Origin of the sequence: Streptococcus sp. 339, assembly GCF_013277285.1 — a bacterium.
Classification (GTDB): domain Bacteria; phylum Bacillota; class Bacilli; order Lactobacillales; family Streptococcaceae; genus Streptococcus; species Streptococcus pseudopneumoniae.
Genome location: NZ_VMMR01000048.1, coordinates 320 through 15,840 on the forward strand (window position 1 = coordinate 320; position 15,521 = coordinate 15,840).

At 42.4% G+C, this 15,521-nt stretch carries 16 protein-coding genes and 1 pseudogene; all 17 read left to right on the forward strand.

Annotated elements, in window-relative coordinates:
* Positions 1-248 (forward strand): annotated as a pseudogene (locus HT736_RS06155) (choline-binding protein); the annotation flags it as partial.
* Positions 249-691: 443 nt separating this feature from the next.
* Positions 692-1,465 carry a TatD family hydrolase gene (locus HT736_RS06160; protein ID WP_172930842.1) on the forward strand — a complete coding sequence of 258 codons (774 nt, stop codon included), beginning with the start codon at positions 692-694 and terminating at the stop codon, positions 1,463-1,465.
* On the forward strand, positions 1,465-2,025 hold the full coding sequence (rnmV, locus tag HT736_RS06165) for a ribonuclease M5 (RefSeq protein WP_172930843.1): 561 nt from the start codon (positions 1,465-1,467) through the stop codon (positions 2,023-2,025). Before HT736_RS06160 ends, rnmV begins: the two co-directional genes overlap by 1 nt.
* 71 nt (positions 2,026-2,096) lie before the next feature.
* Positions 2,097-2,996 (forward strand): helix-turn-helix domain-containing protein, encoded by a 900-nt coding sequence (locus HT736_RS06170; RefSeq protein ID WP_054393096.1) that lies wholly within the window; start codon positions 2,097-2,099, stop codon positions 2,994-2,996.
* 376 nt (positions 2,997-3,372) lie between these two features.
* Entirely contained in the window at positions 3,373-3,669 is a 297-nt protein-coding gene (locus HT736_RS06175; protein ID WP_000815399.1) for a lactococcin 972 family bacteriocin, read from the forward strand.
* A 103-nt stretch (positions 3,670-3,772) separates the two neighbouring features.
* A complete protein-coding gene (locus HT736_RS06180; protein WP_166727988.1) occupies positions 3,773-5,803 on the forward strand; it encodes a bacteriocin-associated integral membrane family protein in 2,031 nt (676 codons plus the stop codon).
* Position 5,804: 1 nt separating this feature from the next.
* The gene (locus HT736_RS06185) at positions 5,805-6,446 is read left to right on the forward strand and encodes an ABC transporter ATP-binding protein (protein ID WP_000565529.1); all 642 of its coding nucleotides are present in this window, start codon (positions 5,805-5,807) and stop codon (positions 6,444-6,446) included.
* Positions 6,439-6,747: a hypothetical protein gene (locus HT736_RS06190; RefSeq protein WP_172930844.1), complete on the forward strand. Its 309-nt coding sequence runs from the start codon at positions 6,439-6,441 to the stop codon at positions 6,745-6,747. The genes HT736_RS06185 and HT736_RS06190 overlap by 8 nt, the downstream gene beginning before the upstream one ends.
* 130 nt (positions 6,748-6,877) lie before the next feature.
* The gene (gene rsmA / locus HT736_RS06195; protein ID WP_172930845.1) at positions 6,878-7,750 is read left to right on the forward strand and encodes a 16S rRNA (adenine(1518)-N(6)/adenine(1519)-N(6))-dimethyltransferase RsmA; all 873 of its coding nucleotides are present in this window, start codon (positions 6,878-6,880) and stop codon (positions 7,748-7,750) included.
* A 1-nt stretch (position 7,751) separates the two neighbouring features.
* Positions 7,752-8,630 (forward strand): ribosome small subunit-dependent GTPase A, encoded by an 879-nt coding sequence (gene rsgA / locus HT736_RS06200; protein WP_050223232.1) that lies wholly within the window; start codon positions 7,752-7,754, stop codon positions 8,628-8,630.
* Between the two features lie 10 nt (positions 8,631-8,640).
* Complete coding sequence (gene rpe, locus HT736_RS06205) at positions 8,641-9,297, forward strand: ribulose-phosphate 3-epimerase (protein ID WP_000085007.1); 657 nt, start codon at positions 8,641-8,643, stop codon at positions 9,295-9,297.
* A complete protein-coding gene (locus tag HT736_RS06210; protein ID WP_000006131.1) occupies positions 9,260-9,922 on the forward strand; it encodes a thiamine diphosphokinase in 663 nt (220 codons plus the stop codon). Before rpe ends, HT736_RS06210 begins: the two co-directional genes overlap by 38 nt.
* 1 nt (position 9,923) lies before the next feature.
* On the forward strand, positions 9,924-11,180 hold the full coding sequence (locus HT736_RS06215) for a DNA recombination protein RmuC (protein ID WP_172930846.1): 1,257 nt from the start codon (positions 9,924-9,926) through the stop codon (positions 11,178-11,180).
* Positions 11,170-12,111 carry a 3'-5' exoribonuclease YhaM family protein gene (locus HT736_RS06220; RefSeq protein WP_138705177.1) on the forward strand — a complete coding sequence of 314 codons (942 nt, stop codon included), beginning with the start codon at positions 11,170-11,172 and terminating at the stop codon, positions 12,109-12,111. Before HT736_RS06215 ends, HT736_RS06220 begins: the two co-directional genes overlap by 11 nt.
* 265 nt (positions 12,112-12,376) lie before the next feature.
* On the forward strand, positions 12,377-13,204 hold the full coding sequence (gene purR, locus HT736_RS06225; protein ID WP_007284882.1) for a pur operon repressor: 828 nt from the start codon (positions 12,377-12,379) through the stop codon (positions 13,202-13,204).
* A gap of 60 nt (positions 13,205-13,264) precedes the next feature.
* Positions 13,265-14,515 carry a diaminopimelate decarboxylase gene (locus HT736_RS06230; protein WP_000856497.1) on the forward strand — a complete coding sequence of 417 codons (1,251 nt, stop codon included), beginning with the start codon at positions 13,265-13,267 and terminating at the stop codon, positions 14,513-14,515.
* Between the two features lie 125 nt (positions 14,516-14,640).
* Positions 14,641-15,435 carry a pyruvate formate-lyase-activating protein gene (pflA, locus tag HT736_RS06235; RefSeq protein ID WP_001288274.1) on the forward strand — a complete coding sequence of 265 codons (795 nt, stop codon included), beginning with the start codon at positions 14,641-14,643 and terminating at the stop codon, positions 15,433-15,435.
* Positions 15,436-15,521: the final 86 nt, after the last annotated feature.

Sequence of the window (15,521 nt, forward strand, 5' to 3'; positions counted from 1 at the left end):
CAATGGCCACAGGATGGTTGCTATACAATGGTTCATGGTACTACCTCAATAGTAATGGCTCAATGGCCACAGGATGGTTACTAGACAATGGTTCATGGTACTACCTCAACAGTAATGGCGATATGAAAGTTAGCCAATGGTTCCAAGTTAGTGGGAAATGGTACTATGTAGATGAATCAGGTATGCTTGCAGTCAATACAACAGTAAACGGCTATAGAGTCAATGCTAATGGTGAATTGGTAAACTAAATCTAACTGAATGAATCTTAATATTATTTTTTGATAGGATATTAAGGCTGAAAATAACTCCATAATCTCTAGCCAGATTTATTCTACTGGAGATTATGGAGTATTTTGTAATATAGGAAGAAAGACTAGACGTAGAAAATAGGACAGCTAGAAAATTCTATTCTCTACTTAAAGTTAGATTATAAGGGGGATTTGGAGAAGTCATCAATCCTAGTGATGGGTGAGAAAAGTGAGAACCCAAGATAATCACACACTTTAGCTGAAAAGGGATATTCTATCAATGTAACCAGTCTCTTCTGTCTCTAACTGTGGAATAGAAGAGGGGCAATATCGGATAGAAAAGCTAGCAGAATAGCTCTATTGAAGAGAGGAGGGAAACCGAAAAATTGGGTGCCCCTCCTCTTTTTTGGTATAATAGAAGATAGAAAACGAGGTTAGAAGAGATGATTTTTGATACACATACACACTTGAATGTAGAAGAATTTGCAGGTCGTGAGGCAGAAGAAATTGCCTTGGCTGCTGAGATGGGTGTGACACAGATGAATATTGTTGGTTTTGATGAACCGACGATTGAGCGTGCCTTGGAGTTGGTAGATGAGTATGAGCAGCTCTATGCGACTATTGGTTGGCATCCTACAGAAGCTGGTACTTATACAGAGGAAGTTGAGGCTTACTTGTTGGATAAGTTAAAACATCCCAAGGTTGTGGCTTTAGGTGAAATTGGCTTAGACTACCATTGGATGACAGCGCCCAAAGAGGTGCAGGAGCAGGTTTTTCGCCGTCAGATTCAGCTATCTAAGGACTTGGATTTGCCTTTTGTTGTCCACACCCGTGATGCGCTGGAAGATACCTATGAGATTATCAAGAGTGAGGGCGTTGGTCCTCGAGGTGGCATTATGCATTCTTTCTCAGGGTCTCTTGAATGGGCAGAGAAGTTTGTCGAACTTGGCATGACCATTTCCTTCTCAGGAGTGGTGACTTTCAAGAAAGCAACTGATATCCAAGAAGCAGCTAAAGAGTTACCTTTGGACAAGATTTTGGTGGAAACGGATGCGCCTTACTTAGCACCTGTACCCAAGCGTGGTCGCGAAAATAAAACAGCCTATACTCGCTATGTGGTCGACTTTATTGCTGCCTTGCGTGGGATGACGGCAGAAGAGTTAGCGGCGGCAACGACTGCAAATGCAGAACGCATTTTTGGATTGGACAGCAAGTAATGAAAGAGAAAATTTCCCAAGTCATCGTAGTTGAAGGTCGCGATGATACGGCCAATCTCAAACGTTACTTCGATGTAGAGACCTATGAGACACGAGGTTCTGCCATCAATGAGCAGGATTTAGAACGGATTCAGCGCCTACACCAACGTCATGGAGTCATTGTCTTTACAGACCCAGATTTTAATGGGGAGCGGATTCGTCGCATGATTATGACGACTATTCCAACAGTTCAGCATGCCTTCCTCAAACGAGATGAAGCTGTTCCCAAGTCCAAGACCAAGGGACGTTCTCTGGGAATTGAGCATGCCAGTTATGAAGACCTGAAAACGGCTCTAGCTCAGGTGACAGAACAATTTGAACATGAGAGTCAGTTTGACATCAGTCGTAGCGACTTGATTCGCCTTGGTTTTCTAGCAGGGGCAGATAGCCGTAAGCGCAGAGAATATCTAGGAGAGGCTCTCCGAATCGGCTATTCCAACGGCAAGCAACTCCTCAAACGCCTAGAGTTGTTTGGGGTTACCTTGGCGGAAGTGGAAGAAGCTATGAAATCTTATGAGTAGGAAAGATGTAGCCGTTACAATTTTTTAAGTTTCACAGTATTTTTCGAAGCAAGTAGAAGAGGAGGCGTCTGATGTTAATTGGTCAAAAAATTAAAGAGATTCGGATAGAAAAAGGAATTAGTCGTCTAGATTTTTGTGGAGATGAGCAAGAACTGACAGTTCGTCAACTGTCGCGAATTGAAAGTGGAGCTTCGCAACCGAGTTTGCCCAAGTTAGACTATATTGCTCGCCGGTTAGGAGTTCCAGCTTATAGCCTTATGCCGGATTTTTCAGCTCTTCCTTCTGCTTATTTAGAATTGAAATACCAGATTTTACGTGAACCAATCTATGGTAAAGAAGAGGAATACGATAAGAAAGAAGCGTGTTTGGAAGAGATTTATAAAATATACTTTGATAATCTTCCTAAAGAAGAACAATTAGTATGTGAAGTATTGCAGGCGTGTTTAGATACTTCTAGAACTAGAAGGCCTGAATACGCAGAGTTAATACTTGAGGAACATATGCCTCAGATTATAGAAAAAGAAGCTTATTCAATAAATGATATGTTGTTGATTCGTTTGTTTTTTTATCAAATGCTTATTAGAAAAGATCTTGCCAAATTTGTGAATCAAATCGAAAAGCTAATGCTCTTTCTTTTAGAACAGAAGAAGGTAACTCAATTAGAAAACTTCTTTATAATTAGAGATACTCTTATTTCAGGAATGTGTTGTCTTGAAAAGGTAGGAGTAACTGATTGTTTTAATGATTATCTATCGTGTTTACAAGAAATTATGGATAAAACTCAAGATTATCAAAAGAAACCTCTTGTATTTATGTTTTTGTGGAAGCAAGCATTAAGAGAAGAAAGAGATTTTAGTTTAGCTGAATCATTTTATCAGTCTTCTAAAACATTTGCGCAGCTAATTGGAGATGGATTTCTAGTAAAGAAATTGACAGAGGAATGGCAAGAGGATGTAAAAAAATATTTATAAATATCGTGAAGCAATGACAAAAATGTCCTTGTTCTAGCATTGAAACAGTTCTAAAGTTCGTCTTTAGGACTGTTTTTTTAGATATAAGCTAAAAATAATATGAAAGAATTAGATTTTAAGGACATTGGTGTCCTTGGAGTTTATTGATATAAGTTTTATAATAGATGACATAGAAATAAGGAGGTGTGATATGTTTGGTTTTATCATGTTTTTAACATATTTTAGTTTTGGAGATTGGTGGCACGGATAGAAAGGAGAATGTAATGAGGTGTTGCTTTGAAAAGGTCTATGATCCATGACTTAGTTTTACTTGAATAGAAAATAGACAATATATAATAAATATTTATGATATAATAAAAAATAGAGGAGTATCAATATGAAACAAACAGTTAAAAAATTAGCCCTTGTAGCGAGTCTTGTAGCAACATTAGGTGGAGGAGTAGCAGTAGTATCGGCCGCGGTTAAGTATCCAGGTGGTGGTGTCTGGACGTATGGTTCGGCTAACGGAGGTGCTTACTCAAACTACTATCACCCCTCAAAATACCATAGTTCAACAGTTTCTAGCAGATGGAATAGTTCATCTGATAAGGGATATGCTGATGCAGGAGGAACATCTCGAGCTTGGATTCGTACTGCGTGGGGCGAGCAAGTAAGCTTTTATTATGATTATTAAAAATTATACACGAGAAAGTAAAAACATTTCTGGGTGAGTTGATAACAATGCTTTACTTGGTCATCTCTCTAGCAGGTGACCAAGTAACTTTTTGGAGGAAATGATGAAACGTTTATTTATTTTGATTTCAATGGTATTGGTATCGCTTTATATGGTGATAAATTCCGTTGATCATCGAGAAGAGATTTTATTTGGTAACTATCCCTCTGTTGATGTGATGGGTACTGGGCTAGACCAATCAGTAGCTGATCGAGAAAAACTGACAGAGGCTTTGAGTCACTTGGCGGTAGAGCACAATAGTCTCATCGCTCGTCGGATTGTTGAGCCAAATGAAGCTGGAGAAACACGCTTTACCTATGCCACTTATGGTCAGGGAGAGCTTCCAGAAGGTTTGACCATTTCCTCCAAGGAGAGTGCAGAAACGAGTGATTTATTAGGGTCTTACTTGATTGTATCAGGAAGTTTGGATGGAGTGAGCTTACAGACCGCCCTGCAAGAACTTGGTTATAATGGTGTTGTCTCGAATAGAACGGAGGCATTTTCGATGGTCGTCCTCTTGGCTGCTACCCCAATGGGGCTACTGAGTCTAGCTATTTTTCTGCTGACTTTTATGAGTCTGACCCTGATTTATCGGATCAAGTCCCTTCGTCAAGCAGGGATTCGCTTAATAGCTGGTGAGAGCTTGTTTGGGGTTGCTCTCAGACCGGTGTTAGAAGATGTGAGACAACTTATTTTCTCGGTACTGGTATCCAGTCTTTTGGGCTTGGGGATTCTCTGGTATCAAGGTGCCTTGTTTATGGCAACGGTGCAACTGGTCATCATTGCTCTTCTACTTTATGGATTGACCTTGGCAGGGATTTCTACCTTACTAAGTGTCGTGTATCTACTTGGTTTACAAGAAAATAGTCTGGTGGATCTATTGAAAGGGAAACTCCCTCTCAAACGTATGATGACATTGATGATGGTGGGGCAACTCTTAGCCGTACTGGTGGTCGGATCGAGTGCGACTGCTCTCCTACCCCACTACCGTGAAATGCAGGAAATGGAGAGAGCTAGCGATAAATGGAGTCAGTCCTCAGATCGTTACCGTCTATCCTTTGGTTGGTCTAGTGCATTTGCCGATGAAGAAGGAATGCGTAAGGATAATCGTGAGTGGCAGACATTTACTGAAGAACGGTTAGCCAATACAGACTCTTTTTATATCATGAGCAATGTTGACAATTTCTCAGATGGAGCAGAAGTGGACCTAGATGGCAATCGTCTCAGTGACTACACACCGTCAGGGAATGTTATCTATGTCTCACCGCGCTATCTGATAGAAGAAAAGATTACCGTTTCTTCAGAGTTTATGGACAAGATGCAAAACTTGTCTGAGGGAGAGTTTGGGCTGATCTTGCCTGAGAGCTTGCGAGAGCAGTCTGCCTACTATCAAGGATTATTTACAGATTACCTGCAAAGATTTTCATCTGAAAGTGTAGAAGTGACGAGTCAGAAACACTACCTCCCACAGCTAAGGCTAGATTTTACAGAAACAGGACAGGAACGCTTCCTCTATAACGATGGGTACAAGACGACACGTCAGTACCTAAAAGATCCGATTATTGTAGTTCTAACGCCGCAAGCGACTGGAACAAGACCTGTTGCAGGGATGTTGTGGGGAACTACGGCTAATAGTGCCTTGAAACTAGATCGATATGGAGACAGCATCACAGCTCTAAAAGAGCAAGGTCTGTATCACAAGGTCTCTTACTTGGTAAAAAGCCAGCTATTTTTTGCCAAGGTACTAAATGACAAACGGGTGGAGTTTTACTCTCTCCTTATTGGGACGATTTTGACCCTGTCTACGGCTATCTTGTTATTTGATTCCATGAATCTTCTCTATTTTGAGCAGTTCAGACGGGAGCTTATGATTAAACGTCTTTCTGGTATGACAATTTATGAACTTCATGGCAAGTACTTGCTGGCGCAAGGAGGAGTTCTCTTGCTTGGCCTGGTTCTATCTAGTATTTTGACAGGAGATGGTTTGATCAGCGCTCTAGTTGTAGCTTTGTTTACGCTTAACTCCCTCTTGATTTTAGTAAGGCAGGACAAAAAAGAAGAAGCTGGTAGCATGGCAGTATTGAAAGGAAAATAAGATGATTGATATTCAAGGATTGGAAAAGAAGTTTAATGACCGCGCGATTTTCTCTGGTTTAAATCTCAAGCTGGAGAAGGGCAAGGTCTATGCCTTAATCGGAAAGAGTGGAAGCGGAAAGACGACGCTGCTGAACATCTTAGGAAAGTTAGAAAAGATAGATGGTGGAAGGGTTCTCTATCAGGGGAAAGATTTAAAAACCATTCCCACTCGTGAGTATTTTCGAGACCAGATGGGCTATCTCTTTCAAAATTTTGGCCTCTTAGAAAACCAATCAATCAAAGAGAATTTGGATTTGGGCTTTGTCGGTCAGAAAATCTCAAAAGTAGAACGTTTGGAAAGGCAAGTGGAGGCTTTAGAAAAAGTTAATCTAGGGTATTTGGATTTAGAACAAAAAATTTATACTTTATCTGGGGGAGAGGCTCAACGAGTTGCCCTTGCGAAGACTATTTTGAAAAATCCACCCTTGATTTTGGCAGATGAACCAACAGCAGCTCTTGATCCTGAAAATTCAGAGGAGGTTATGAATCTCTTGGTGGGCTTGAAAGATGAAAATCGAATGATCATCATTGCGACCCATAATCCCCTAGTCTGGAATAAGGCCGATGAAATCATTGATATGAGGGAACTTGCTCATGTGTGAAAAAATCCGTATTCGCAGGGTATCTGATTATCCTAGTGCCAGAGGTGGTTTAGAAGATATTCTCATCATGGAAAATATGACCAATCATCTCCTTTTGGTTCAAATCCGAGTGAATGGCTATTTGCTTGATTTTGCTAGTATTGAAGGGCAAAGGCAAAAGCATTATCGTTTGAAAAATTTACCTCAAATGGTTGAATTGACAGTGGACGATGTGGAGGAGGATGTAGATTTGACCCTACCTGAAAATCGAAGTTATCAAGAAGCTGATTTTTTCGAACGGATGTTTCGAGAGAAGCGCTAAGTCCCCCTTTAAAGATTTCCAAGACTATCTTTCTTCATGAGGAAAGATAGTTTTTTGGTATGATTTTCACCCCCAAAATACAAGGGGAATGTGTTACAATAGTAGTAACAGATAATAGAAAAGAGAATAGATGAGAATTGCAGATTATAGCGTGACCAAGGCAGTGCTGGAGCGTCACGGTTTTACCTTTAAAAAGTCCTTTGGGCAAAATTTCCTGACGGATACCAATATCCTACAAAAAATCGTGGATACGGCTGAGATTGATGACCAAGTTAATGTCATTGAAATTGGCCCAGGTATTGGTGCCTTGACGGAGTTTTTGGCTGAGCGTGCAGCAGAGGTCATGGCTTTTGAAATCGACCACCGTTTGGTACCGATTTTGGCAGATACCTTGCGTGATTTTGATAATGTGACCGTAGTCAACGAGGATATTCTCAAGGTAGACTTGGCGCAACATATCCAGAATTTCAAAAATCCTGACCTGCCAATCAAGGTAGTGGCTAATTTGCCTTACTACATCACAACGCCTATTCTCATTCACTTGATTGAGAGTGGCATTCCTTTTAGTGAGTTTGTCGTCATGATGCAAAAAGAAGTGGCGGATCGTATCTCAGCCCAACCGAATACCAAGGCTTATGGTAGCTTGTCGATTGCGGTTCAGTACTACATGACAGCCAAGGTTGCCTTTATCGTACCTCGTACGGTCTTTGTGCCAGCGCCAAACGTGGACTCAGCCATCTTGAAAATGGTGCGTCGTCCAGAGCCAGCTGTAGCAGTAGAAGACGAGAACTTCTTCTTTAAGGTTTCCAAGGCAAGTTTCACTCATCGTCGCAAGACCTTATGGAATAACTTGACAGGTTACTTTGGCAAGACTGAGGAAGTCAAGGACAAGCTGACCAAGGCCTTGGACCAAGCAGGCTTGTCACCAAGTGTACGTGGGGAAGCTCTCAGCTTGGAAGAGTTTGCCAGTCTAGCAGACGCACTTAAAGGGCAAGGACTCTAAGATGCAGGGACAAATCATTAAAGCCTTGGCTGGGTTCTATTATGTAGAGAGTGATGGCCAGGTCTATCAAACACGCGCGCGTGGAAATTTTCGTAAAAAAGGGCATACCCCTTACGTTGGGGACTGGGTCGATTTCTCTGCCGAGGAAAATTCAGAAGGCTATATCCTCAAAATTCACGAACGGAAAAACAGTCTGATCCGTCCGCCCATTGTCAATATTGACCAAGCTGTAGTAATCATGTCCGTCAAGGAACCTGATTTTAACAGCAATTTGCTGGATCGTTTCTTGGTTCTTTTGGAGCACAAGGGTATTCATCCCATCGTCTATATTTCCAAAATGGATTTGTTGGAAGATAGAGGAGAACTGGATTTTTACCAACAGACTTATGGTGACATCGGCTATGACTTTGTGACCAGTAAAGAGGAACTCCTGCCTTTGTTAACAGGCAAGGTTACGGTCTTTATGGGGCAGACAGGTGTTGGAAAGTCAACTCTTCTCAATAAAATCGCACCGGACCTCAACCTTGAAACAGGAGAAATCTCAGACAGTCTGGGGCGCGGTCGCCATACCACTCGAACTGTTAGTTTTTACAACCTCAATGGGGGTAAAATCGCAGATACACCAGGCTTTTCATCCTTGGACTATGAAGTATCAAGGGCGGAAGACCTTAATCAGGCCTTTCCAGAGATTGCTAGTGTTAGTCGAGACTGCAAGTTCCGTACTTGTACCCATACCCATGAGCCGTCCTGTGCTGTCAAACCAGCAGTTGAAGAAGGTACCATTGCGCCCTTCCGTTTTGATAACTACCTGCAATTCCTCAGTGAGATTGAAAATCGTAGAGAAACCTACAAAAAAGTCAGCAAAAAAATTCCAAAATAAGGAGAAACCTATGTCTCAATACAAGATTGCTCCGTCAATTCTGGCAGCAGATTATGCCAACTTTGAACGTGAAATCAAGCGCCTAGAAGCAACTGGGGCAGAGTATGCCCATATCGATATCATGGATGGTCATTTTGTGCCACAAATCAGTTTTGGTGCAGGTGTGGTCGAGAGCCTTCGTCCTCATAGTAAGATGGTCTTTGACTGCCACTTGATGATAGCTAATCCTGAACATCATCTGGAAGACTTTGCGCGTGCAGGTGCGGATATCATCAGCATCCATGTGGAAGCAACGCCTCATATTCATGGTGCCCTCCAAAAAATTCGCTTACTAGGTGTCAAACCTTCGGTTGTCATTAATCCTGGTACGCCTGTCGAGGCCATTAAGCACGTCCTTCACCTAGTTGACCAAGTCTTAGTCATGACAGTTAACCCAGGCTTTGGTGGGCAAGCCTTTCTACCAGAGACCATGGATAAGGTCCGTGAGTTGGTTGCTCTTCGTCAGGAAAAAGGTTTGAAATTTGAGATTGAAGTGGATGGTGGGATTGATGATAAAACGATTGCTCAAGCCAAAGAAGCTGGTGCGACCGTTTTTGTAGCAGGTTCCTATGTCTTTAAGGGAGATGTCAATGAGCGAGTACAAACTCTCAGAAAACAACTGGACTAGGGTTGCCGTTTTTGCAGGCGGAGACCGTGGTCATTATCGGACGGACTTTGATGGTTTTGTTGGTGTGGATCGGGGCTCGCTATGGGTCTTGGAAGAAGACTTGCCTCTTGCTCTAGCGGTTGGGGATTTTGATTCTGTGACCGAAGAAGAGCGACAGGTGATTCAAAAACGTGCCCAGCATTTTGTTCAAGCCCGACCAGAAAAAGATGATACTGATTTGGAATTGGCTCTCTTGACTATCTTTGAGCAAAATCCTCAGGCTCAGGTCACTATTTTCGGTGCTTTGGGTGGTCGTATTGACCATATGCTGGCTAATGTCTTTCTGCCTAGTAATCCCAAGTTGGCGCCCTATATGCGCCAGATAGCGATTGAAGATGGACAAAACTTGATTTCCTATTGTCCAGAAGGAACCAGTCAGCTAGAACCTCGTTCAGACTATGACTACCTAGCCTTTATGCCAGTTCGGGATAGCCAGCTGACTATTATTGGTGCCAAGTATGAGTTGACAGAGGAAAATTTTTTCTTTAAAAAAGTGTACGCTTCTAACGAATATATAGATAGGGAAGTTTCGGTGACTTGTCCAGATGGCTATGTGGTCGTGCTGCATAGTAAGGACAGGAGGTAGGATGGAAAGTTTACTTGTTCTATTATTGATTGCCAACCTAGCTGGCCTCTTTCTGATTTGGCAAAGACAAGATAAGCAGGAAAAACATCTCAGCAAGAGCTTGGAGGATCAGGCAGATCACTTGTCAGACCAGTTGGATTACCGTTTTGAACAAGCCAGACAAGCCAGGCAGTTAGATCAAAAAGACTTGGAAGTAGCTGTCAGCGACCGTTTGCAAGAAGTGCGAATCGAATTGCACCAAGGTCTGACGCAAGTCCGTCAAGAAATGACAGATAATCTCCTCCAAACCAGAGATAAGACCGACCAACGTCTCCAAGCCTTGCAGGAATCAAACGAGCAACGTTTGGAACAAATGCGCCAGACAGTCGAGGAAAAACTAGAAAAGACCTTGCAAACACGCTTGCAGGCTTCCTTTGAGACAGTTTCCAAGCAACTGGAGTCGGTCAATCGTGGCCTGGGGGAAATGCAGACAGTTGCCCGCGATGTCGGCGCCCTCAACAAGGTTCTCTCCGGAACCAAGACACGAGGGATTCTGGGAGAATTGCAACTGGGGCAAATCATTGAAGACATTATGACATCTGCCCAGTACGAACGAGAATACGCAACAGTTGAAAACTCCAGTGAACGAGTGGAGTATGCCATCAAGTTACCCGGACAAGGCGACCAAGAATATGTCTACTTACCGATTGACTCTAAGTTTCCACTGGCAGATTATTATCGCTTAGAAGAAGCCTATGAAGCAGGTGACAAGGACGAAATCGAACGCTGTCGTAAGTCGCTCCTAGCCAGCGTCAAACGCTTTGCAAAGGATATCAAGAGCAAGTACATAGCACCACCTCGGACGACCAATTTTGGAGTCTTGTTTGTTCCGACAGAAGGTCTCTACTCAGAAATCGTCCGCAATCCTATCTTCTTTGATGATTTGAGACGGGAAGAACAGATTATTGTTGCAGGTCCAAGTACCCTATCAGCCCTTCTTAACTCCCTATCAGTTGGATTCAAAACTCTCAATATCCAAAAGAGTGCCGACCATATCAGTAAGACTCTTGCCAGCGTCAAGACCGAGTTTGGCAAGTTTGGTGGTATTCTGGTAAAGGCACAAAAACATCTCCAACATGCCTCTGGCAATATTGATGAATTATTAAACCGTCGTACCACAGCTATCGAGCGGACGCTCCGTCACATTGAGTTGTCAGAAGGTGAGCCTGCGCTTGATCTACTCCATTTCCAAGAAAATGAGGAAGAATATGAAGATTAGTCACATGAAAAAAGATGAGCTGTTTGAAGGTTTTTACTTAATCAAATCAGCTGACCTGAGGCAAACTCGAGCTGGGAAAAACTACCTAGCCTTTACCTTCCAAGATGATAGTGGCGAGATTGAGGGGAAGCTCTGGGATGCCCAACCTCATAACATTGAGGCCTTTACCGCAGGTAGGGTTGTCTACATGAAAGGGCGCCGAGAAGTTTATAACAACACTCCACAGGTCAATCAAATCACTCTCCGCCTGCCGCAAGCTGGTGAACCCAATGACCCAGCTGATTTCAAGGTCAAGCCACCGGTTGATATCAAGGAAATTCGTGACTACATGTCGCAAATGATTTTCAAAATTGAAAATCCTGTCTGGCAACGGATTGTCCGAAATCTCTACACCAAGTATGATAAGGAATTCTACTCCTATCCAGCAGCCAAGACCAACCACCATGCCTTTGAAACAGGCTTGGCCTATCATACGGCGACCATGGTGCGCTTGGCAGATGCCATTAGCAATATTTATCCTCGGCTCAATAAGAGCCTGCTCTATGCTGGGATTATGTTACATGACTTGGCTAAAGTTATCGAGTTGACGGGACCAGATCAGACTGAGTACACGGTCAGAGGCAATCTTCTTGGGCATATTGCTCTCATTGATAGCGAAATTACTAAGACGGTTATGGAGCTAGGTATTGATGATACCAAGGAAGAAGTCGTTCTGCTTCGTCACGTCATCCTTAGTCACCACGGCTTACTTGAGTATGGAAGTCCAGTCCGTCCACGCATTATGGAAGCAGAGATTATCCATATGATTGACAATCTGGATGCCAGCATGATGATGATGTCAACAGCTCTGGCTTTGGTGGATAAAGGAGAGATGACCAATAAAATCTTCGCTATGGATAATCGTTCCTTCTATAAACCAGATTTAGATTAACAATTTAAGAAAAATGAGCATTTTTTAGGATAAGAATGTTCGTTTTTTCTGTGAATATGGTATAATAAGTAAAAGACAAAAATGAATACTCTTCGAAAATCTCTTCAAACTAGGGTAGTATCGCCTTGTCGTATGTATATATGTAGTTATATTACAGACCTTGTCAGTTCTATCGACGATCTCAAAACAGTGTTTTGAACCACCAGCGACCAGCTTTCTAGTTTGCTTTTTGATTTTTTGAATAAAAATGGAATAGGAAATAGAAATGAAATTAAGAAGAAGTGATCGGATGGTTGTCATTTCCAACTATTTGATTAATCATCCTTATAAACTAACTAGTCTCAATACTTTTGCTGAAAAGTATGAATCTGCTAAATCATCCATCTCAGAAGATATCGTCATTATCAAACGCGCCTTTGAGGAAATCGAAATCGGTCACATCCAGACTGTGACTGGGGCTGGCGGAGGTGTTATCTTTACACCATCCATCTCAAACCATGATGCTAAGGAAATGGTTGAAGACTTGCGTGCCAAGTTGTCAGAAAGTGACCGTATCTTGCCAGGTGGCTACATCTACCTGTCTGATTTACTTAGCACACCAGCCATCTTGAAAAATATTGGTCGCATTATTGCCAAGAGCTTTATGGATCAAAAAATTGACGCGGTTATGACAGTAGCAACCAAGGGTGTGCCACTTGCAAATGCAGTTGCCAATGTCCTCAATGTCCCTTTTGTCATTGTGCGCCGTGACCTGAAAATTACCGAAGGTTCAACGGTTAGCGTCAACTATGTATCCGGTTCAAGTGGTGACCGTATCGAGAAAATGTTCCTTTCAAAACGGAGTCTCAAGGCAGGTAGCCGTGTCTTGATTGTGGATGACTTCTTGAAAGGCGGCGGAACTGTCAATGGGATGATTAGTCTCTTGCGCGAATTCGACTCAGAATTGGCAGGTGTAGCGGTCTTTGCGGACAATGCCCAAGAAGAACGTGAAAAGCAGTTTGAATACAAGTCACTCTTGAAGGTAACCAATATTGATGTCAAGAACCAAGCCATCGATGTTGAGATTGGTAATATTTTTGACACAGAAGAATAAAGGATAAAGGTTGGAACGGTTGTCCCAGCCTTTCTTTGCAAATAGAATAGAAGGAAACTTATGAAAACACCATTTATTAATAAAGAAGACTTAGAAGCGATTGTAGCCGAGTTCCCAACTCCCTTTCACTTATATGATGAGAAGGGAATTCGTGAGAAGGCAAGAGCCGTCAACCAAGCCTTTTCGTGGAACAAGGGCTTTAAGGAATATTTTGCAGTTAAGGCTACTCCAACCCCAGCTATTTTGAAAATTATCCAAGAGGAAGGCTGTGGTGTGGACTGCTCTAGTTACGTAGAGCTTTTGATGAGCCATAAACTGGATTTCCCTGGTTCTGAGATTATGTTCTCTTCAAACAATACGCCAGATAAGGAATATGCCTATGCGCGTGAATTGGGTGCGATCATTAACTTGGATGCCTTTGAAGATATTGAACATTTGGAGCGAGCAGCAGGCATTCCAGAAATCATCTCATGTCGTTATAATCCTGGAGGCGTTTTTGAACTGGGGACAGACATTATGGATAATCCTGGGGAGGCTAAGTTTGGTATGACCAAGGACCAACTCTTTGAATCCTTTGCCATCTTGAAGGAAAAAGGAGCCAAGACTTTTGGGATTCACTCCTTTCTAGCATCCAATACTGTCACCCATCTCTATTATCCAGAGTTGGCGCGTCAGCTTTTTGAATTGGCTGTTGAAATCAAGGAAAAGCTGGGTATTTCACTAGACTTTATCAATCTTTCCGGGGGTATTGGAGTCAACTATCGTCCTGAGCAGGAGCCAAATGATATCGCCTTGATTGGTGAGGGAGTTCGTAAGGTGTATGAAGAGGTTCTTACGCCAGCAGGTCTTGGTCAGGTCAAGATTTTCACCGAATTGGGTCGTTTTATGCTGGCACCTCACGGTGCTTTAGTCACAAGAGTCACTCATAAGAAGAAAACCTACCGTACCTATCTAGGTGTGGATGCATCAGCAGTCAACCTCATGCGTCCAGCTATGTACGGAGCCTATCACCATATTAGCAACATGACCCATCCAGATGGACCAGCTGAAGCGGTAGATGTGGTTGGCTCACTCTGTGAAAACAATGATAAATTTGCAGTCAATCGCGAACTGCCTCATACAGAAATCGGTGATTTGCTGGTCATTCATGATACAGGTGCCCACGGTTTTTCAATGGGCTACCAGTACAATGCCAAACTTCGTTCTGCGGAAATCCTTTATACTGAAGAAGGCAAAGCCCGTCAAATCCGCCGTGCAGAGCGCCCTGAAGACTATTTTGCAACCTTGTATGGTTTTGATTTTGAAGAATAATCTGAGAATAGATTGAAAATGAAATTGAAAAACAGATTGCTTTCTAAAAAATAGGTAAAAATCTTGTTTTTCCTTCAAGTCGTGATATAATAAAACTATAAAACGTTTTCAAGGAAGGTGACGATATGTCTGAAGAAACAATTGATTATGGACAAGTGACAGGAATGGTGCATTCGACAGAAAGTTTTGGGGCGGTAGATGGCCCTGGTATTCGCTTTATTGTCTTTTTACAGGGCTGTCACATGCGTTGCCAGTATTGCCATAACCCAGATACTTGGGCTATGGAGTCCAATAAATCACGTGAACGGACGGTAGATGATGTCTTGACAGAAGCCTTGCGCTACCGTGGTTTCTGGGGAAATAAGGGCGGGATTACAGTCAGCGGAGGAGAAGCCCTCTTGCAGATTGATTTCCTGATTGCCCTTTTCACCAAGGCTAAGGAACAAGGAATCCACTGTACCTTGGACACCTGTGCCCTTCCTTTCCGTAATAAACCACGTTACCTTGAAAAGTTTGACAAACTCATGGCTGTCACTGACTTGGTTCTCTTAGATATCAAGGAAATCAACGAAGAACAGCACAAGATTGTTACTAGCCAAACCAATAAAAATATCTTGGCCTGTGCCCAGTATCTATCAGATATTGGAAAACCTGTCTGGATTCGCCACGTGCTAGTTCCAGGATTGACAGACAGAGACGATGACTTGATTGAACTTGGTAAGTTCGTCAAGACTCTTAAAAATGTGGATAAGTTTGAAATTCTGCCTTATCACACCATGGGTGAGTTTAAATGGCGTGAATTGGGAATTCCCTATTCCCTCGAAGGGGTTAAACCACCAACAGCAGACCGCGTTAAGAACGCTAAACAACTCATGGATACCGAAAGTTACCAAGACTATACGAAACGTGTACATGGATAGAAAAGAAGCCTGATGGAAACATCGGGCTTTTAAGTTTACACAAATATATATAATTAAATAAAACAAAATTTTATACTCTTCGAAAA